Genomic DNA, 17,815 nt, shown 5'->3' on the forward strand with positions numbered 1-17,815 from the left:
CGCACACTAGGGGAAATCAGCTATGCTGATTTCGCAGCTCGCACCTGTTTGATATTACATCATCTATCACTTTCCGGCGATATTTCACAACCATAATCAAATGATAATATAGCAAAAATACTGAATGTGCATTATTATCCAAATCCATATTATAATCAATCCTTTCTTTTATTCGACTGATTATATTGTACCACATCTGGCACATTAGAACAAGTGTTCTCTCGTATTTTTTTGCAATTCATCTCGCCACCTAAAGAGGTGGGAGAATTCTTGCTATATCTTGTTAAAGTTATATCTGGCAAATCCGTAAGCAACTACGGCTGCTGAAGCCATAGATCCCACCGCAGAAAGTACGGTTACCGTTAAGGAATTCAAAAAGAATTTTCCGAATGGCTGCGCCTTCCACGCATCAATAAAATTCCCCCAGTTCCAGTTCTCCGGGAAAAAGTTCGGCGGATATGCTACTGCTTCTGCCTCTGTCTTAAATGCAGAAAAGAACATATAGATGAAAGGGAACAAAAAGTAGATTGCAACAAGTGTCAATAATACATAAATGATTATCTTCGATTTTTTAGACATCTTCCCCCGGAAAAATTCAGTGCTTTAATATACGAAATGCTGGAAGCTCACCAGATGACGCTTACCAACGAATTGAAAAGATGCGGGACTTTGTTTCATCTGTTTGCTTTACTTACAGAATCAAAACAAGCCTCCACTTCAACACCGGAAAAACCTCAGTATGACTACTCAAGCAGCACTTACTTTGAGCATGCTCTGCAATTTATACAATTTAACTATAACCGTAATATCCAGATCTCAGATATCGCAGATTACATCGGAATCACACGTTCTTATTTATTTAACATTTTTAAGCAAAATCTGAATCTGGCACCAAAAGAATATTTATTGCAGTACCGCATGGACAAAGCGAAAGAATTCCTGGAGGAAACCACCGATTCTATTCAGGATATCGCATTAAGCGTCGGATATAATGACGCTCTGGCTTTTTCCAAAATGTTCCGGCACATTGTCGGAGTTTCTCCTTCCCAATATCGAAAAAGCTTTATGAATCAAAAATAGCAAACCGTCACACTGACAGATCATATTGCCTGCCCGTGTGACGGTTCTCCTATGCAGCACTGCTGCTGCCACAACTTTTTTCTCTTCCACTCAAAGCCTGACTGTACTCACGCAGCTTCTGCCTTGCTTCAGGACTTAGTTGTCCCGGAGATGGCACCTGGATCTGCACCGTGACATACTGATCACCATGTACAGTTGGATTCTTCATAGAAACGGCACCCTTTCCTTTCAGACGGATCTTGCTTCCCGATTGTGTTCCTTCCCGTATTTTACACACAACACGCCCATCCACGGTAGGCACTGTCACTTCTCCACCAAACACCGCTGTTGTAAACGGAATATTGACTGTAGTATAAATATCTGCTCCTTTTCGTTCAAATCCTGCTTTCTGCCCGACATGCACTTTAAGAAGCAGGTCTCCCGGTTCTCCGCCACCGCTTCCAGGCATACCCTTTCCTTTCAGGCGAATACTTTTGCCATCTTCCATTCCTGCAGGAACATGAATCTGAAGGGACCGTACTTTTTGACCTTGTGTTCCCTGTTCCTGCAGACTAATAATCTTATCACACCCGTGAAATGCCTCATCAAAGCTGACAGAAATATCTGCATGGTAGTCTTCACCTTTCTGCCGGAAGTCCTCCTGACGGAATCCTCCCCTTCCAAAACCTCCTTCATAAAATCTGCTTCCATTTCCCCTAAAGCTTTGGCCTCCAAAGCCACTTCCTGTATTTCCTCGGAACATGTCTCCAAAAACATCTCCGAAAATATCATCCATATTGCTTCCTTCAAAATGGTATTCCCGATAATTTCCATTCGGATCACGGTATGAGCCACTATAGCTTCCATTAAATCCATTGCCATAAGGATTATAACCAGTTGTATTTCCATCCAGACCTGCATGTCCGAATCTGTCATAAACTTTCTTCTTCTCCGGATCACTTAGCACATCATACGCTTCATTGACTTCCTTGAAACATATTTCTGCTTCTTTATTTCCCTGATTGGTATCTGGATGATACTTCTTGGCCAGTTTACGATATGCTTTTTTAATCGTGGCAGCATCTGCATTTTTATTAATTCCAAGTATTTCATAATAATCTCTTTTTGTTCCCATATCCACTCACCTCTGTTCTATTTGTAATATAACACCCGTTTTCAAGGAAGTCAACACAAGAATTAAAAATTCTGAATTTTTTTCATTAGAAAAGGGAACGATTCCTCTAACAGAATTCGTTCCCGCTCTGCTCAATACAGTTCTGAAATTATAATTTACTCATTCCCCGCAATCATCTTCGCTCCGCCGTAGATTCCTGCATTATTTCCTAATGTGGCAAGCTTAAATTCGGTATCTCTTGATGCATGGAATGCATATTCTTTAAAATATTTTTCGATAGGATCCAAGAGTACACTTCCTGCCCTTGATACTCCGCCGCCAATAACAAAAGCTTCCGTATTCACTACACATGAAATACACGCCAATGCTTTGCCGAGTGTTTTGCCCACCAGATCGAGGATTTCAATCGCTATAGCATCATTCTCTTTCGCAGCATCACAGACTTCTTTTGCAGTGAAGTCATCATATTGCCGAAGAATACTTGGCTCATCATGCGCCTTAAGATATCTTTTCGCCACACGGACGATACCCGTTGCCGAACCGTACTGTTCCAGGCATCCTCTCTTTCCGCATCCGCACATTTCTGTTTCATCATCCCAAACCGGAATATGTCCCACTTCACCGGCTGCTCCGTTTGTTCCAGAAAGAATCTCTCCATTCAGGATGATTCCTCCTCCGATTCCGGTTCCGAGCGTGATCATGACAATACTGTGACAACCTTTACCGCCTCCTTGCCACATCTCACCCAGAGCTGCAACATTGGCATCGTTGCCCGCTTTCACTTTCAATCCGGTCAATTCCTGCAGACGGTCAGCCACATTGAACACACCCCATCCAAGATTCACACACTTGAAAACAGTTCCGTCTGCTCCTACCGGTCCCGGAACACCGATTCCGATTCCTTCCACATCGTCTTTACTGATTTCTCTTTCTCTTAAGGTTTCAATCACGGAGTCCGCTATATCTCCCAGAATATATTTTCCGCCTTTCTCAGTTCTGGTAGGTATCTCCCAGGTATGTAACAATTCTCCTGAAGATAAAAATAATCCCATCTTAACCGTCGTTCCTCCAAGGTCAACACCAAAAATATATTTCTTCATAGCCCCTGTCCTCCTATTGAATATTTCTTCTTCACATTATACAAAAAAACCCCTGGAATTTACAATGCCTTTACAACATCACACGTTCCAAAATTTTCTTTATTTTTTCTTTCGTCGGCACCTGCCCACTGATAACCACTTTTCCGTCTATCATGATGGACGGCGCAGACATTACTCCCAGTTTTACAATTTCAATCAGATCTTCTACCTTTTCAATCTCTGCTTCCAGTGCCAGTTCTTCCACTGCTTCCTGCACCAATGCATAGACCTTATCGCATTTGTCGCATCCGCTCCCTATCACTTTAATATTCATAAGCAACCTCCCGCATTCTAGTTCTTCAATTTCATCGGTAATCCTACTTTATCTTCCCAGGCAGCAAAAATCTTCTTGATCACCGCCGTACCAATCTTAGAAATAAAAACAAGCTGTGACTTTTCCTGGGGTTCATATGGTGCATAATCAATTTTCTTTCCAACAACATCTACTTTCTGCCATCCTTCCTCCTGCACTTGGAAGAATCCTTTGATTCTGTGCACATCCGGTGACATCGTTCTGAGGAATTCATCCAGACTTTCCTTCGCGACCTCACCTTCAAATTCCATATAAAGTGTCTTCGGTTTCGTTTCAACAGAATTTGTCGTCTCTTCACACTCTGCCCACTGATATTTCAGCAGATCTTGATTCAGAAAATCCAGACTCAAATTACCATTTTCACTTTGTACAATCGGACATACCGGATTGATTTCCCGAATTTTTCCACAGATTTCCATGATTTTCTGTTCATCCGACAAGTCTGTTTTTGTAAGAACCGCCAGGTTACAATGTTTCAACTGACGATCTACCGTCTCCTGATCAACAATCTGATCCATAAAATTCACACAATCAACCAGGCAGATGGTTCCCTGAAAATCATACACATCTCCGCCTGCCGTGATTCTTACCGCCTCCAGAATTTCTTCCAGATTAGACGGATCTCCAAATCCGGAACTTTCTACAAAAAGGTAATCAAACGCTTCCTTTGCCATTTCTGTCAAAGCCTGTACGAATGAAAGCTTCAGACAACTACAGAAAATCGATCCGCGCGTAAGCTCAACCATTTTGATATCATCATCTCTTAAAACGGTTCCGTCAATACTCAGCTTACCCAATTCATTCTGAATGATTCCTGTTCGTTTTCCTTCCAGTTTTTCCAATATTTTCTGCAATACCGTAGTTTTCCCGGATCCTAAAAATCCGGTCAGAATGTACAATTTTGTTTTCCCCATTTTCCTTTACACTACCTTTCTTTTTATTAGTTATACAGATTATCCTGCCAGTTTGTTCTTATGCTCTCATTCTCACATTGAAGCATTTCTATACATTAGTTTATCACATACATAGAATCTTTTCAATATGATTAGAAAAAAAGAAAGCCCATGATTGACTTTCCTTTTTTTCCTGTGTAATATCTTTATAGTAACTATGATTCTTTAACTCTGCCATCTGACGGCATACTTGAAAGGAGATTTATCCATGACTAAAGCAAGCTGCTGCGATACCTGCACTTATTACATCTATGATGACGATTATGAATGTTACACCTGTGACCGGAATCTGGATGAGGACGAGATGGTGCGTTTTATGACAGACCACAGCTATCAGTGTCCTTATTATCGTTGTGGTGATGAATATCGCGTCGTACGCAAACAGATGTAACTATTCTTTTTCCGGTTTTGTCCAATTTACAATAAAAATACCTGCACATACCAGAACCAGTGCAATCCCCCCACTCATTCCAAACGCACTTCCTTCTCCCAGAATCAATGCCGAAAGAATTACTCCGAATACCGGATTGGTAAATCCGAAAATTGACACTTTAGAAACCGGATTATATTTCAGAAGAATTCCCCACAATGTGTAAGCGACTGCCGAAATCAGTGCCATATAAAGGAGGAGCATCCCGCCTTTTACGCTAACCGCCGTAAGACGGCCTCCCGCCGCAGTCGCTCCTGCCACCATAATGATTCCACCAAGCAGAAACTGATATCCGCTTAGCATAACCGGATTCTCCGTCTGAGAATATTTCTTGATCAACACTGAGGAAAACGCATAAGCGAGTGCGGAAATAAATACAAATCCATCCCCCATCAGGTTAAAGCTCATACTCACATCGTTTCCGCTCAAGTTAATAATCACCACTCCTGCAAAGCCGATCATGCATCCGATTATTTTCTTTGCATCCAGTTTCTCCATGCGGAACAACATGCTGGATACAAGAATCGACAAAAACACATTGGACGCCTCTACGATAGACCCCTTCACACCTGTTGTGTGTGCAAGCCCCACGTAGAAGAAGAAATACTGCAGTACCGTCTGAAGCAGGGAAATCTTGATGATCTTTGCGATTGCTGTTCTTCCCGGCTTCAGGAATGTTCTCTGGAGAACGGCTCCAAACAGAATCACGAGCACCCCTGCCAGTGTAAATCTGCATCCCGCAAACAATATTTGTGCCGCCGTATCAGTCGAATCCACCTGAAACAACTTATATCCAACTTTGATACATGGAAATGCGCTTCCCCATAACAGACAACAGATCATGGCAAGCAGGCATACTACCCATGTCTTTCTCATTGTACTTTCTTTTAATTTCATCATGCTTTTCATTCCTTATCCATCAAAATTTTTGAAAGCCGGAAGTAAAACTCCCGGCTTCTCTTCGTTTTTCTATTCATTTTTTATCATACCACAGAATTCTATGACTTTCAACGCAAAGCAAAAATGTACGAAAATAAATTTTCTATCCTGCACAAGCCACAGACGACTGATCTCGGATTACAAACGGCGCGTCAATCGGACTTTCCATATCCCAGAGATGATAACTGCCGTTTGCATAATAAGCCGGACGGCATTTTCTTTCTTTTACTTGTTTCACCAGCTCTTCAACCGTCTGAATTTTTTCCGGGAAAAATGTCGCATAAAGTCCCAACTTCTCCGGTACATGACAATCACTAGAACCAATCGTTGCCAGTCCCAGCATTCTGGCGTACTCCGCAGCCTTTTTATTCGCATCATAGAGCGTACTTCCATTCAGCACTTCTACTCCGTCCAAACCATGAACCAACTTCAGATTCTCTTCCAGTCCGCGATTGTTATTTCGGAACGGATGTGCAGAAAAGCACATTCCCCCCTGCTCCTTTACCATAGTAATAAATTCCTGAGCCGGAATTCTTTCCCTGGGATACTCCTTTATTCCCATTGCCACAATATCTCCCTGAAGCGAGAAAAATTCAATACCCGTAAAAATCGGAAAACCCGTCTTTTCTGAATACTCTTCCGCAAAGTCCCGGATTCCCATATTATCATGATCTGTAATACAGATTGCATCCAGACCTCTTGCTTTCGCCAATTCCACCATAATCTCCAGCTTAAGAAAACTGTCTCCCGAATATCTCATCTCATGCATATGCATATCAATTAACATCTGGTTCCCTCCATATTTACCGCCAATAAATATTCGTTGTTTCCGCATAATTACTAAGCTAATCTTAGCACGAAACCATGCAGCCTTGCTAATTGATATTTGCAATATATCTCCTTCACATATTGATATTCTCTATAATTCAGTTTTCTACCGCATCAACTCTGTCAATCTTTCACAGAGTCCATCCCACGACACTGCTTCCAGTCCTTCTTTCTGTGGGAGCGGCATACTCTTCGCTTTCAAAATAGCATCCGCCAGATTTTTTTCAAATTCAGGAAGGTCTTCTTCCAACGGCTCATCTTCATTCACCATACAAGGAGGTTCTACAAAAACAGTGCCATTCCCCGGTATATTCCTATCCAGCCACGGCCGAATTCCAGGGAGATCCGTACACACTGTATGCAGACCACACGCCAGTGCCTCAATCACAACAAGCGGAAGTCCCTCATAGAACGAAGGCAGTACAAAAATATCGCTTCGATTCAGTTCTGCGGCAAGTTCTCTTTGTGCAAGTTTTCCCAGAAATCTTATCTGACAGGGACATTCCTCCGCCACCTTAAGAATCGTACGGAATTCCTCCTCATCTCCATAGCCTCCCGCCAGAACCAGTTCCACGTCTCTTCCTGTTTTTTTCAACTTCTCGTCCACCCTGTCCATGGATCGGATCAGACTTTTTACTCCCTTTTTCTCAGAAATCTTCCCGGCAAAAATAATTCGTACTTTGTCTTCTTTTTTCTGTTTCTTACGTTCCTCATCAATGCAGAATATCTCACTGTTATACCCGGTTCCAACCACCTCAATCAGCTCCGGATGACAGCCGTAACACTCACAAATTTCCCAGCTCTGCTCCTGATGTAAAGCAAAAATACCATCCAGCTTTCGGATCTGTTCCCGAATATATTCTCTCTCCCATGCATTTTTCTTAATCTGCCGGATATCTGACCCATGCGCAATTCCATATACCCGGATGCCCGGACAGATTTCCCTGGCCATTGCTGTCAGGAAATACAAATGATGGCATAAAATTACATCCGGTCTGAATTTCTTCACTGCATAACGTATCTGACTGCGAAATGTTCTCATAAACTGCTCTGTCATCACATCCGTCATATCAGAATATCTGGTGCTTTTATACGGCATCTCGTCTGACATGCCCGCAATTGGGAACGGCAGATCGCCAGATTCAAAGTATACCGGAAAGCATTCTACACCGTCGGGAAAACGCATCGTATCTTTCCTTCCAATTCCGGCTATGACAGCCTGCTCATGTCCCATTTTTTCAAATCCCCTCACCAGCTCTGTCAGATAGATACCACTTCCGGTACTATCGGGCTTCTGAGCGGTAACGCTTAATATTCTCATATCATCATTCTCTCCTGCATCCGATTTATGACAGCATCATTCTATCATTTGCGAATTCGCCGCCACTTACTTCTTCGAACTTAGCCAGCAAATCTGATACATGCAATTTCTTTTTCTCTTCTCCTGAAACATCGTAGATGATCTTACCTTCATGCATCATGATCAGTCTGTTTCCATGTGCAATAGCATCTTTCATATTATGTGTGACCATCATTGCGGTCAACTGATGTTCCTTAATGATTTTATCTGAAATAGCAAGCACTTTCGCTGCCGTCTTTGGATCCAGCGCCGCTGTATGCTCATCAAGAAGAAGTAGTTTCGGCTTCTTAAGAGACGCCATCAACAAAGTAATCGCCTGTCTCTGACCACCTGAAAGAAGTCCCACTTTACTATTCAGTCTTTCTTCCAGCCCCAGGTCCAGCTCACGAAGTGCCTCTTTGTAGCTTTCTCTTTCTTTTCTGGTAATGCCCCAGCCAAGCCCTCTTCGTTCTCCGCGCCTTGCAGCAATTGCCATATTTTCCTCGATCGACATCGTTGCCGCAGTACCAGTCATCGGATCTTGGAACACTCTTCCGAGATAAATTGCACGTTTATGTTCAGAAAGCTTTGTAATATCCACGCCATCGATAATAATCTTCCCTTTATCCACACTCCAGACACCCGCGATTGCATTCAATGTTGTGGATTTTCCGGCACCATTTCCACCAATAACAGTAACAAAATCTCCGGGATTCAGATTCAGATTCACTCCATCAAGCGCCACCTTCTCATTGATCGTTCCCGGGTTAAAAGTCTTATGTATATCCTGAATTTCAAGTAAATATCCCATTACATTGTCCTCCGTTTCTGTAAGTACTTTTCCTTCATGTAAGGAATCGCAAGGAAGCATGCAACTACAACTGCAGAGAACAGTTTCATGTAATCTGACGGCATCTTCAGCCAGAGTACAAAGGCGATTACAATATAATAAATAATTGCACCAACAAATACTGCGCCAAGAGTCAAAGCAAATGCGATTTTCTTTCCTGAACAGAATTTACCGAAAAGTACTTCGCTGATAATAACTGCTGCCAGACCAATTACGATTGCTCCACGTCCCATATTGACATCGGCAGCGCCCTGATACTGAGCATATATTCCACCGCTGAGTCCCACAAGTCCATTGGAGATCATAAGTGCCAGAACTTTGTTGAACCCAGTATTGATTCCCTGAGCTCGTGCCATCTGCTGGTTGCATCCGGTTGCACGGATGGACGCTCCGAGTTCTGTCCCAAAGAACCAGTAAATAACAGCAATCAGTAAAACAGCCCAAATCAGCAATTTCAGAAAGAAATAACCCCTTCCTTCTCCGGTAACATATCGAAGAGATGCCACCAGATCATACTGCATAACATTGATTGCCTGATTCGATTTACCCATGATTCCGAGATTGACCGAATACAAACTGATCTGAGTCAGAATACTGGCCAGGATTCCCGGAATTCCGAATACGGTGTGCAGTATCCCTGTAACAAATCCTGCAGCCATTCCCGCAAGAAAAGCAAAAGCAAGTGCCAGTGCCGGATCCATGCCGCCGCGGATCAACATAACAGCCACCGCTCCTCCTGTTGCAAGGGATCCATCTACCGTCAAATCCGCGAAATCAAGGATCCGGTATGTAATATACACTCCAAGTGCCATAATTCCCCAAATGACTCCCTGCGCAATATTTCCTGGAAGTGCACGCACAAGAGACATTGGATCAAGAGATGCAAAATACGTTGTTACCATGTCTTCTTCCTTTCTTTTTGCCTCCTTTCCTCAAAATCTACAGAAATTCAGCTTGTAATGATTTATTTCCATTTCCCAAGAAAGGACTGTCCCTCCAAACCCACTTGTTCAGAGAGGCAGCCCTGTCCGGAAATCAGATTCCGTTATTCTCAAAAACTATTCTTCAATTGCTTCGTATCCTTCCGGAATCTCGATGCCAAGTTCTTCGCAAATCGTAGGATTGTACATCTTGGTTACTTCCGGAGCTGTTTCAATTTCCATCGTTGATATATCAGCGCCATTTACCAGAACCTCGTAAGCCATCTCACCAGCTCTGTATCCGATATCATAATAGCTGATAGACAGAGTAGCGATACCGCACCCTGAACAGATTCCCTGTTCTCCAGCAATGATCGGCTTCTTAGCCGGCAGGCAGATGTTATTAATTACTTCTGTATTTCCAGCCATTGTATTATCTGTTGGAATGTAAAGTGCATCACATTCAGAAATTGCTGAATTGACGACAGATTGAATCTCATTCGAATCTGCTGCTGTAAATTCTTTACATTCAATTCCTTCTTCTTTCATAGCTTCCGTAAATAATTTTGCCTGATATGCAGAGTTCGGTTCCGCTGAGCAAAAAAGAATTCCAACTGTCTTTGCATCCGGTAAGAGCTCAACCAGCATCTTAGCCTGTTCATCAATCGGAGCCAGGTCGCATGTTCCGGAAATGTTCATTCCTGTAGATCCACTCCAGTCCTTAATATCAAGAGCTGTTGCATAGTCTGTTACAGATGTTCCCAGAATCGGAATACTGTCCGTTGCTGCCGCTGCACACTGAAGTGCTGTTGTTGCGTTTGCAAGAATCAGATCTACATTATCAGCAACAAAGTTATTTGCAATCGTAGCACAGTTAGCCTGCTCGCCCTGTCCATTCTGAACATCAAAGGTCACATTGTCTTTACCAAACTTTTCTTCACAGGCATCTTTGAATCCCTGTGTTGCCTGGTCCAATGCCGGATGTTCCAACTGCTGACAAATACCAATCTTATAAACCTTTGCGGAATCTCCTGATGATTCTGCTTCACTTGTCGTTGACTTGCCGTCGCATGCAACAAGTGCCAGTGTCATTACAGTTGCAAGAAACACTGCTAATGCTTTCTTCATTTTCATAATATTGCCTCCTGTCATTTGTCTTACTTTGTCAGAGTAAAACCGTCGCACTTTAACGCGCTAAATTTTTTCACGTGTCTGATTATACAACTTTTTACTGATTTAGTCAAGATATTTTGCCGGCCCCCATCTATAACTGTCAGCCCTCATGGCCAGAGAACAACTATTTTCAGATAATAAAAAGTCGCAACCCCTTGACTATTCAAAGAATCACGACTAAACTGCGGATGACAGGAATCGAACCTGCACGGTTGCCCACCAGATCCTAAGTCTGGCGCGTCTGCCAGTTCCGCCACATCCGCATAATCTTGAATCCACTCGCTTTCCTCTAAATCGAACTGGATTATTAATCCGGAAATCATTTCTTTCCGACTCATGAGCGTGCGGGGATTCGAACCCCGGACAACTTGATTAAAAGTCAAGTGCTCTACCGACTGAGCTACACGCCCTTACCTGGGCCAGTTGGATTCGAACCAACGAATGCAGGAGTCAAAGTCCTGTGCCTTACCGCTTGGCGATGACCCAATAAAATCCCATTTAATAAAAAAAATGCCAGCATCTCTGCTTGCCTTTTTTTACCCTCTATAAATGGAAGGGTGGATACAGGGATTCGAACCCTGGGCCTCCAGAGCCACAATCTGGCGCGCTAACCAACTGCGCTATACCCACCATAAAACGTGCTTGGAGGGATTCGAACCCCCGACCCACGGCTTAGAAGGCCGTTGCTCTATCCAACTGAGCTACAAACACATATGGCATTCAGCCAAGCGGGTGATGGGAATCGAACCCACGTATCCAGCTTGGAAGGCTGGTGTTCTACCATTGAACTACACCCGCATAACCTATCGGGGTGACAGGATTCGAACCTGCGACCTCCTGGTCCCAAACCAGGCGCTCTAGCCAAGCTGAGCCACACCCCGATAACACTTCGCATGATTCATCATTTGCGATCAACATCACTACCCGTGACGCAAGATTTATTATATAATATGTTTTCTCGCTTGTCAACAATAATTTTTATTATTTTTCAATATTTTTTACAGTTATTTATCCAGATATTTAATCTCGCATTTCACATCACAATCCGGTTCGATCTCCATCATAATATAACTGCCTTTTCTTCCTTCCTGCCGAGGATAAGAAAGGCTTCCCGGATTCAAGACAATCATGCCGTCAATCATTTCCAGAAACGGCTTATGCGTATGTCCAAACATGACAATATCTGCATTTCTCATTTTCCCCTCTTCGATGATCCGCTCCGGGCCCAATGATACATAATAATAATGCCCATGTGTCATAAACGCTTTTTTAGTACCGAACACAACCTCCATTTCTCTGAGATTATCAGAGAAAAAATCATTATTTCCCGCAAGCACGTATGCCGGGCATCCACAAACTGCTTCTATGTAATCTTCGCCACCTTCGGTATCGCCAAGATGAACCAGCGCATCAATCTTTCCCGCTTCTTTTAATGCCTTGTCAAACGCTGAATGTCTTCCATGTGTATCACTCACAATCAGAATTTTCATAATTTTTTCTCCATTATCTCACGCATCATGCGGAGTCCTTTTCCTCTGTGACTGAGTTCATTTTTTTTCTCGGGAGCAAGCTCCGCTGAGGTACACCCATACTCCGGCAGATAGAAAATCGGATCATATCCAAATCCATTTCCCCCTGCAATCTCATATCCAATTTTCCCCTCCATCGTTCCACGCACAACTTCATGACTTCCATCCGGGAAAACTGCCGCAATCGCACAGACAAACCGGGCCGTCCTTTCTTCGTCCGGAACCCCTTTCATCCTTGAAAGGAGAAGGCTGTTTTTAATATCATAGGAAGTATCTGTCCCAGCATAACGCGCCGAATAAATCCCCGGTTCTTTATTCAGATAATCAATCTCCAATCCGGAATCATCCGCCATAACAATCGCATTCATATTCTTAACTTTATCCAGGCCTGCGATTGCCTTCGCCTTGATCATTGCATTTTCTTCAAACGTCTTTCCGTCTTCTTCAACCTCCACATCAATTCCAACTTCCTTCATGGAAAGTATCTCCATTCCCAGATCGGACAGAATCATACGGATTTCTTTCATTTTGTTCTTATTTCCTGTTGCAAAAATAATCTTCATCTCTCTACCCTCTTTTCGGCGGTTTCGGTCCCATAAACTGATAAAAATACGTTTTCAGCATTCCATTATATATTTTCCGGTTTTTATCTGCCTTGCGTCCAAAGTATCGTTCTGCGTCCTCATAACTTGTAATCATGTACGCCGACCACGAATCCAGGAGTCGGAAGCTTTCTCCAAACTCGCGATAAAGCTCCGGAAGGTTCTTTTTCTCTTCCAGACGTTCCCCATAGGGCGGGTTCGTGATAATAAAACCATATTTTTTCGGATGTCTCAGATCCTTCACCGCTCGCTCCTGAAAATGGATCAAATGATCCACTCCTGCATCCTTCGCATTCTGTCTGGCAGCCTTCACCGCCTCTGCATCAATATCATAGCCTTGAATATCCACTGAAACATTCACATCTACCAGATCATTTGCCTCATCCAATGCATCATACCAGGCCTTTTTGGGAATCAGATTATCCCATTCTTCCGCAAGGAAAGAACGGTTCATCCCCGGAGCCATATTCGCTGCCATCATCGCCGCCTCAATCGGAAATGTTCCACTTCCGCAGAAAGGATCTACCAGAATCCGCTCTTTCTTCCATGGTGTAAGCATGATAAGAGCGGCAGCCAAGGTCTCTGTAATCGGTGCCTTCACTTTCATCTGACGATATCCTCGCTTATGCAGTGATACACCCGAAGTGTCAATTCCGATCGTGACAACATCTTTCATCAAAAAAACACGAATCGGATAAGATGCTCCGTCTTCCGGGAACCATTCCAGCCCATAGTATTCCTTCAGCCTTTCCACCATTGCTTTCTTCATAATGGACTGGATATCGGAAGGACTAAATAGCTTACTCTTAACAGACGCTGCTTTTGTCACCCAGAATTTTCCGTTTTTCGGTATATATCTCTCCCATGGCAGAGCTCTGGTCTTATCAAATAATTCTTCAAACGTCTCTGCCTTAAAAGCGCCCACCTTCAAAAGAACGCGTTCTGCCGTGCGCAAAAAAATATTCGCATCGCAGATTGCCTGCGCATCTCCCCAGAAACTTACTCTTCCATCATCAACCGACGCTATTTCATACCCCAGATCAAGCACCTCTCTTTTAAGAACCGATTCCAGTCCAAAATGACAGGGTGCAATCAACTCCATTTTTTCCATGTGTATCCTCCAGTTTTTCTTCCATTCTATATTACGTTTACTGATACTGTTTTGTCAACACTTCCCTGCAAACAAAAAAACGTCCTTTGGACGTTTTTATCTATATATGATATTAGAATCAGGGGATGCAGTGCCTGTTTAACGGCACCACATCCCCAGCCTTTACAGCAGTACTCTAGTATTTGTCACTTCCCGCATTCCGGTTCTGACCAGCATTGTTTCTGTCAGATACATTTTTGTCCGCTGCGTTTCTTCCTGACGCATTTTTGTTAGACCCATTCCTGTCTGACGCGTTTCTGTTTGATGCATTCCTGTCTGATGCATTTCTACTCTGTTCGTTTCCATACGAAGAATACGAATTTTTGTTTGTGCTGCTCTCTGATGAGCTATAATTCTTTGCCATTTGATATTCCTCCTGCCTGATTTAATAAACATTTTCCGGCTACAAGCACCACTTGCTTGTATCTGGTACAGACTATAGTATCTCCCGGCATTTCCTTTTTATGCGAACCTTAAAGATTTTTTAATTTTTGCTTGATTTTTTTACCAGTTTATATTATACTGATTTCTGTAGAGAGAACACTTTCTACAACCCCTTATTAATTATTTATACTCCCCTCAAAAGACCGGTAGCTCCCCTATCGGTCTTTTATTGTACCCTTCTATTCCTTTGATCCTTTTATCAATTTTATCAGTAGCATAATGATCAGTATCGGAATCACAACTGGTGCAATCAGGCTGACTAATCCGGTGATTATCGAAACGACAACGCAGATAATACCCACAACAACCAGCACAAGCAACAGCTTTTTCCACCATGTATCAAACCGGAACACTTTCACCTGGTTCGTACTGTAATCCTTTCCGGCCCCACCGGCTGCCCCATATCCACTGTTCGATTCATAAATATACTCTCCGCCATTCTTCGCTTCCTCGGAGTCAATGATCGTCTTCGCAATCACCCAGGGATCTCCCAATTCTTCCAGTATCTCCTGTTCGCTTCGTCCCTTTCTCATCTCTTCATTGATATATCGTCCGTAATATTCTACATTTTCCCGTACCACATGCGGTGAAACATTCTGATCGAGTGCTTCTCTTAATTTTTCCAAAAATTCTGTTCTGCTCATCCTTGTTCTCCTCTATACTCTCCAACTGGCTTTATCCCATCTGAAACAAACTGCATTTTCCAAAATCCACTCTCTGTTTCAAAAAAGACCTTAGACTTAGCGTAGCATAAAAGCTTCCACTTTCCAAGTCTAAGGTCTTAAAATTATATTATGATTTTCTATGCTTTTTCTAAAATTTCCACTTTATCCCACAGAGTTTTAAACTTCAAACAGAAGATCTCCATAAGAAGGCATCGGCCATACTTCCTTATCCACAATCATTTCCAGTTCATCCACCGGTTTACGAAGTGCTGCCATTGCCGGTACTACACTGAAATGATAAAATTCAGACTGAACTTTTCCTTCTTCTTTTTCAGCAGCTTCTTCTGTAATATCAGACAGAGCAGACAGAGCTTTCTTAGCCTCTGCAAGAAGTGCTGTCACTTCAGAAAGCATCTCTTCCTGAACAGAAGCATCTGCTCCTGCCTCTTTAACTGCGATTACAGTATCAGCGAGAGTCTTTGTATATTTCACAACTGCCGGGATAATCTGTTTTGCAGCAATGTCAATCATCGCTTTCGCTTCAATATTAATTGCCTTGGCATAATTCTCGTATTTAATCTCAGCTCTGGACTCCAGTTCCGCTTTGGTAAATACATGGAATTTACCGAACAACTCTACCGCTTTATCAGTTGTAAGCGCCGGAATTGCTTCCACCATGGACTTAATGTTCGGAAGACCGCGTTTCTCAGCCTCTGCAACCCATTCGTCCGAATATCCATTGCCATTGAAAATAATTCTCTGATGTTCCGTCAGATATTCTTTGATTAAGTTATGTACTGCAACATCAAAATCTTCTGCTTTCTCCAGAACATCACATGCCTCAGAAAAAGCTTCTGCAACGATTGTGTTCAATACAACATTCGGGCCTGCAATCGAATCACGGGAACCTACCATACGGAACTCGAATTTATTTCCCGTAAACGCAAACGGTGAAGTTCTGTTTCGGTCAGTTGCATCTTTTGTCAGATCAGGAAGTGTTGACACACCTGTCATCAATTTACTTTCTGCAAGGCTGTGTGTTGCCTCTCCTGTACTGATCAACTGTTCCACAACATCTTCAAGCTGCTCACCAAGGAATACAGAAATAATAGCCGGAGGTGCTTCATTTGCTCCCAATCTATGATCATTACCAGGATCTGCCGCAGACTCACGAAGCAGATCTGCATGGGTATCTACCGCTTTCAAAATGCAGGCAAGTACCAGAAGGAACTGGATATTCTCGTGTGGAGTTTTTCCCGGATCAAGAAGATTAATTCCGTCATCTGTTGTAATAGACCAGTTATTATGTTTACCAGAACCGTTAACACCGGCAAACGGTTTTTCATGAAGAAGACATTTCATGCCATGTTCGCATGCAACTTTTTTCAGTGTCTTCATTACAATCTGATTATGATCTACCGCAATATTTGCCTCGGCATAAATCGGTGCAAGTTCGTGCTGTGCCGGGGCAACTTCATTATGCTGTGTTTTTGCAGCCACGCCAAGTTTCCAGAGTTCCTCATTTACATCTTTCATAAAAGCAGCGATTCTCTGACGAATCGTTCCAAAATAATGATCGTCCAGTTCCTGCCCTTTCGGAGGCATTGCTCCAAACAATGTACGTCCTGTATAGATAAGATCTTTTCTCTGCATGAATTTCTTCGCATCTACCAGAAAATATTCCTGTTCAGGACCAACAGATGGTGTCACTTTCTTGGATGTTGTATTTCCAAATAAGCGAAGAAGCCTGATCGATTCTTTATTAATCGCTTCCATCGAACGAAGAAGTGGTGTCTTCTCATCAAGCGCCTCACCGGTGTAAGAGCAGAATGCTGTAGGAATACAGAGGATTGCCCCACCTGCATCTTTTCTCACAAATGCCGGTGAAGTGCAGTCCCACGCTGTATAGCCCCTCGCTTCGAAGGTGGCACGCAGTCCGCCTGACGGGAATGAAGAGGCATCCGGTTCACCTTTGATCAGTTCTTTTCCGGAAAAACTCATTAATACTTTACCACTCGGCAGCGGTGCTGAAATGAAAGAATCATGCTTTTCAGCAGTCACACCGGTGAGCGGCTGGAACCAATGTGTATAATGAGTAGCACCTTTTTCAATTGCCCATTCTTTCATCTCATGCGCAATTACATCTGCAGTTGCAAGATCCAGCTCTTTCCCCTCTTCAATTGTCTCTTTCAGTTTCTTATAAACTTTCTTTGGCAGTCTCTGCTGCATAACAGTATCATTGAATACATCTTCGCCAAAAATATCTGCCACATTAAACAGTTCACTACTCATAACTACCTTCCTTTCCTGATACAAAAAGTGAGGGCATCCCGCCTTATGCGGAACG

The 17,815-nt window shown here is 43.0% G+C and carries 19 protein-coding genes, 7 tRNA genes and 1 pseudogene; 2 read left to right on the forward strand and 25 right to left on the reverse strand.

From position 1 onward, the window contains the following. Nucleotides 1-46: 46 nt before the first annotated feature. Nucleotides 47-148, reverse strand: a pseudogene (locus tag ACTNA4_RS07815) (transposase); the annotation flags it as partial. Between the two features lie 125 nt (nucleotides 149-273). Continuing rightward, nucleotides 274-579, reverse strand: coding sequence for a hypothetical protein (locus tag ACTNA4_RS07820; RefSeq protein ID WP_441029540.1), 306 nt, complete (start codon nucleotides 577-579; stop codon nucleotides 274-276). Between the two features lie 54 nt (nucleotides 580-633). Between ACTNA4_RS07820 and ACTNA4_RS07825 the strand changes: the two genes are divergently transcribed. Beyond that, a complete protein-coding gene (locus ACTNA4_RS07825) occupies nucleotides 634-1,080 on the forward strand; it encodes a helix-turn-helix domain-containing protein (protein ID WP_441029543.1) in 447 nt (148 codons plus the stop codon). A 49-nt stretch (nucleotides 1,081-1,129) separates the two neighbouring features. Here the strand turns inward: ACTNA4_RS07825 and ACTNA4_RS07830 are convergent, their stop codons facing one another. The 4 genes from ACTNA4_RS07830 to ACTNA4_RS07845 all read right to left on the reverse strand — a co-directional run bounded on the left by ACTNA4_RS07830 (nucleotide 1,130) and on the right by ACTNA4_RS07845 (nucleotide 4,560). After that, the gene (locus tag ACTNA4_RS07830; protein WP_427807773.1) at nucleotides 1,130-2,194 is read right to left on the reverse strand and encodes a DnaJ C-terminal domain-containing protein; all 1,065 of its coding nucleotides are present in this window, start codon (nucleotides 2,192-2,194) and stop codon (nucleotides 1,130-1,132) included. 155 nt (nucleotides 2,195-2,349) lie between these two features. Then, entirely contained in the window at nucleotides 2,350-3,294 is a 945-nt protein-coding gene (locus tag ACTNA4_RS07835; RefSeq protein WP_427807775.1) for an ROK family glucokinase, read from the reverse strand. 70 nt (nucleotides 3,295-3,364) lie between these two features. Next, complete coding sequence (locus ACTNA4_RS07840) at nucleotides 3,365-3,607, reverse strand: thioredoxin family protein (protein WP_427818820.1); 243 nt, start codon at nucleotides 3,605-3,607, stop codon at nucleotides 3,365-3,367. Between the two features lie 17 nt (nucleotides 3,608-3,624). Continuing rightward, nucleotides 3,625-4,560 (reverse strand): CobW family GTP-binding protein, encoded by a 936-nt coding sequence (locus ACTNA4_RS07845; protein ID WP_427807779.1) that lies wholly within the window; start codon nucleotides 4,558-4,560, stop codon nucleotides 3,625-3,627. 247 nt (nucleotides 4,561-4,807) lie between these two features. Here ACTNA4_RS07845 and ACTNA4_RS07850 point away from each other — a divergent pair, with 247 nt between their 5' ends. Beyond that, on the forward strand, nucleotides 4,808-4,990 hold the full coding sequence (locus ACTNA4_RS07850) for a DUF6472 family protein (protein WP_427807781.1): 183 nt from the start codon (nucleotides 4,808-4,810) through the stop codon (nucleotides 4,988-4,990). Here the strand turns inward: ACTNA4_RS07850 and ACTNA4_RS07855 are convergent, their stop codons facing one another. From ACTNA4_RS07855 to ACTNA4_RS07945, 19 genes are all read right to left on the reverse strand, one after another. After that, nucleotides 4,991-5,929, reverse strand: coding sequence for a DMT family transporter (locus ACTNA4_RS07855; protein ID WP_441024281.1), 939 nt, complete (start codon nucleotides 5,927-5,929; stop codon nucleotides 4,991-4,993). A 142-nt stretch (nucleotides 5,930-6,071) separates the two neighbouring features. Next, nucleotides 6,072-6,755, reverse strand: coding sequence for a PHP domain-containing protein (locus tag ACTNA4_RS07860; protein ID WP_427807784.1), 684 nt, complete (start codon nucleotides 6,753-6,755; stop codon nucleotides 6,072-6,074). A gap of 147 nt (nucleotides 6,756-6,902) precedes the next feature. After that, nucleotides 6,903-8,117, reverse strand: a complete 1,215-nt coding sequence (locus tag ACTNA4_RS07865) for a glycosyltransferase family 4 protein (RefSeq protein WP_427807786.1) — start codon at nucleotides 8,115-8,117, stop codon at nucleotides 6,903-6,905. Between the two features lie 25 nt (nucleotides 8,118-8,142). Beyond that, a complete protein-coding gene (locus tag ACTNA4_RS07870; protein ID WP_441029548.1) occupies nucleotides 8,143-8,946 on the reverse strand; it encodes an ABC transporter ATP-binding protein in 804 nt (267 codons plus the stop codon). Then, entirely contained in the window at nucleotides 8,946-9,887 is a 942-nt protein-coding gene (locus tag ACTNA4_RS07875) for an ABC transporter permease (protein WP_427807790.1), read from the reverse strand. The genes ACTNA4_RS07870 and ACTNA4_RS07875 overlap by 1 nt, the downstream gene beginning before the upstream one ends. Before the next feature lie 156 nt (nucleotides 9,888-10,043). Continuing rightward, nucleotides 10,044-11,039: an ABC transporter substrate binding protein gene (locus ACTNA4_RS07880; RefSeq protein ID WP_427807791.1), complete on the reverse strand. Its 996-nt coding sequence runs from the start codon at nucleotides 11,037-11,039 to the stop codon at nucleotides 10,044-10,046. Between the two features lie 222 nt (nucleotides 11,040-11,261). Then, nucleotides 11,262-11,341 (reverse strand) — tRNA-Leu (locus ACTNA4_RS07885). Nucleotides 11,342-11,415: 74 nt separating this feature from the next. Then, nucleotides 11,416-11,488 (reverse strand) — tRNA-Lys (locus ACTNA4_RS07890). A 4-nt stretch (nucleotides 11,489-11,492) separates the two neighbouring features. Further along, nucleotides 11,493-11,564 (reverse strand) — tRNA-Gln (locus ACTNA4_RS07895). Between the two features lie 70 nt (nucleotides 11,565-11,634). After that, a tRNA-His gene (locus ACTNA4_RS07900) sits at nucleotides 11,635-11,708 on the reverse strand. Between the two features lie 7 nt (nucleotides 11,709-11,715). Next, a tRNA-Arg gene (locus ACTNA4_RS07905) sits at nucleotides 11,716-11,789 on the reverse strand. A gap of 16 nt (nucleotides 11,790-11,805) precedes the next feature. Beyond that, a tRNA-Gly gene (locus ACTNA4_RS07910) sits at nucleotides 11,806-11,876 on the reverse strand. Nucleotides 11,877-11,884: 8 nt separating this feature from the next. After that, nucleotides 11,885-11,959: transfer RNA gene (locus ACTNA4_RS07915), tRNA-Pro, on the reverse strand. 123 nt (nucleotides 11,960-12,082) lie between these two features. Further along, complete coding sequence (locus ACTNA4_RS07920; RefSeq protein ID WP_427807793.1) at nucleotides 12,083-12,568, reverse strand: metallophosphoesterase family protein; 486 nt, start codon at nucleotides 12,566-12,568, stop codon at nucleotides 12,083-12,085. Continuing rightward, nucleotides 12,565-13,170, reverse strand: a complete 606-nt coding sequence (locus tag ACTNA4_RS07925) for an XTP/dITP diphosphatase (protein ID WP_427807795.1) — start codon at nucleotides 13,168-13,170, stop codon at nucleotides 12,565-12,567. Before ACTNA4_RS07925 ends, ACTNA4_RS07920 begins: the two co-directional genes overlap by 4 nt. Nucleotides 13,171-13,174: 4 nt before the next feature. Continuing rightward, entirely contained in the window at nucleotides 13,175-14,320 is a 1,146-nt protein-coding gene (locus tag ACTNA4_RS07930; protein WP_427807797.1) for a THUMP domain-containing class I SAM-dependent RNA methyltransferase, read from the reverse strand. Between the two features lie 175 nt (nucleotides 14,321-14,495). Next, nucleotides 14,496-14,723, reverse strand: a complete 228-nt coding sequence (locus ACTNA4_RS07935) for a hypothetical protein (RefSeq protein WP_427818816.1) — start codon at nucleotides 14,721-14,723, stop codon at nucleotides 14,496-14,498. A gap of 259 nt (nucleotides 14,724-14,982) precedes the next feature. Beyond that, nucleotides 14,983-15,447: a DUF1700 domain-containing protein gene (locus tag ACTNA4_RS07940; RefSeq protein ID WP_427807801.1), complete on the reverse strand. Its 465-nt coding sequence runs from the start codon at nucleotides 15,445-15,447 to the stop codon at nucleotides 14,983-14,985. Nucleotides 15,448-15,645: 198 nt separating this feature from the next. Then, on the reverse strand, nucleotides 15,646-17,760 hold the full coding sequence (locus ACTNA4_RS07945; protein WP_427807803.1) for a glutamine synthetase III: 2,115 nt from the start codon (nucleotides 17,758-17,760) through the stop codon (nucleotides 15,646-15,648). Between the last annotated feature and the right edge of the window lie 55 nt (nucleotides 17,761-17,815).

The organism is Bariatricus sp. HCP28S3_A7, assembly GCF_052066375.1.
Taxonomy (GTDB): domain Bacteria; phylum Bacillota; class Clostridia; order Lachnospirales; family Lachnospiraceae; genus Allocoprococcus.

Excerpts from the sequence above, each read along its gene's own strand:
- ACTNA4_RS07820 (WP_441029540.1), bottom strand. The coding sequence starts at position 579 with ATGTCTAAAAAATCGAAGATAATCATTTATGTATTATTGACACTTGTT.
- ACTNA4_RS07945 (WP_427807803.1), bottom strand. The coding sequence starts at position 17,760 with ATGAGTAGTGAACTGTTTAATGTGGCAGATATTTTTGGCGAAGATGTA.
- ACTNA4_RS07940 (WP_427807801.1), bottom strand. The coding sequence starts at position 15,447 with ATGAGCAGAACAGAATTTTTGGAAAAATTAAGAGAAGCACTCGATCAG.
- ACTNA4_RS07925 (WP_427807795.1), bottom strand. The coding sequence starts at position 13,170 with ATGAAGATTATTTTTGCAACAGGAAATAAGAACAAAATGAAAGAAATC.
- ACTNA4_RS07845 (WP_427807779.1), bottom strand. The coding sequence starts at position 4,560 with ATGGGGAAAACAAAATTGTACATTCTGACCGGATTTTTAGGATCCGGG.
- ACTNA4_RS07825 (WP_441029543.1), top strand. The coding sequence starts at position 634 with ATGACGCTTACCAACGAATTGAAAAGATGCGGGACTTTGTTTCATCTG.
- ACTNA4_RS07840 (WP_427818820.1), bottom strand. The coding sequence starts at position 3,607 with ATGAATATTAAAGTGATAGGGAGCGGATGCGACAAATGCGATAAGGTC.
- ACTNA4_RS07930 (WP_427807797.1), bottom strand. The coding sequence starts at position 14,320 with ATGGAAAAAATGGAGTTGATTGCACCCTGTCATTTTGGACTGGAATCG.
- ACTNA4_RS07835 (WP_427807775.1), bottom strand. The coding sequence starts at position 3,294 with ATGAAGAAATATATTTTTGGTGTTGACCTTGGAGGAACGACGGTTAAG.
- ACTNA4_RS07855 (WP_441024281.1), bottom strand. The coding sequence starts at position 5,929 with ATGATGAAATTAAAAGAAAGTACAATGAGAAAGACATGGGTAGTATGC.
- ACTNA4_RS07935 (WP_427818816.1), bottom strand. The coding sequence starts at position 14,723 with ATGGCAAAGAATTATAGCTCATCAGAGAGCAGCACAAACAAAAATTCG.
- ACTNA4_RS07850 (WP_427807781.1), top strand. The coding sequence starts at position 4,808 with ATGACTAAAGCAAGCTGCTGCGATACCTGCACTTATTACATCTATGAT.
- ACTNA4_RS07865 (WP_427807786.1), bottom strand. The coding sequence starts at position 8,117 with ATGAGAATATTAAGCGTTACCGCTCAGAAGCCCGATAGTACCGGAAGT.
- ACTNA4_RS07880 (WP_427807791.1), bottom strand. The coding sequence starts at position 11,039 with ATGAAAATGAAGAAAGCATTAGCAGTGTTTCTTGCAACTGTAATGACA.
- ACTNA4_RS07870 (WP_441029548.1), bottom strand. The coding sequence starts at position 8,946 with ATGGGATATTTACTTGAAATTCAGGATATACATAAGACTTTTAACCCG.
- ACTNA4_RS07830 (WP_427807773.1), bottom strand. The coding sequence starts at position 2,194 with ATGGGAACAAAAAGAGATTATTATGAAATACTTGGAATTAATAAAAAT.
- ACTNA4_RS07875 (WP_427807790.1), bottom strand. The coding sequence starts at position 9,887 with ATGGTAACAACGTATTTTGCATCTCTTGATCCAATGTCTCTTGTGCGT.
- ACTNA4_RS07860 (WP_427807784.1), bottom strand. The coding sequence starts at position 6,755 with ATGTTAATTGATATGCATATGCATGAGATGAGATATTCGGGAGACAGT.
- ACTNA4_RS07920 (WP_427807793.1), bottom strand. The coding sequence starts at position 12,568 with ATGAAAATTCTGATTGTGAGTGATACACATGGAAGACATTCAGCGTTT.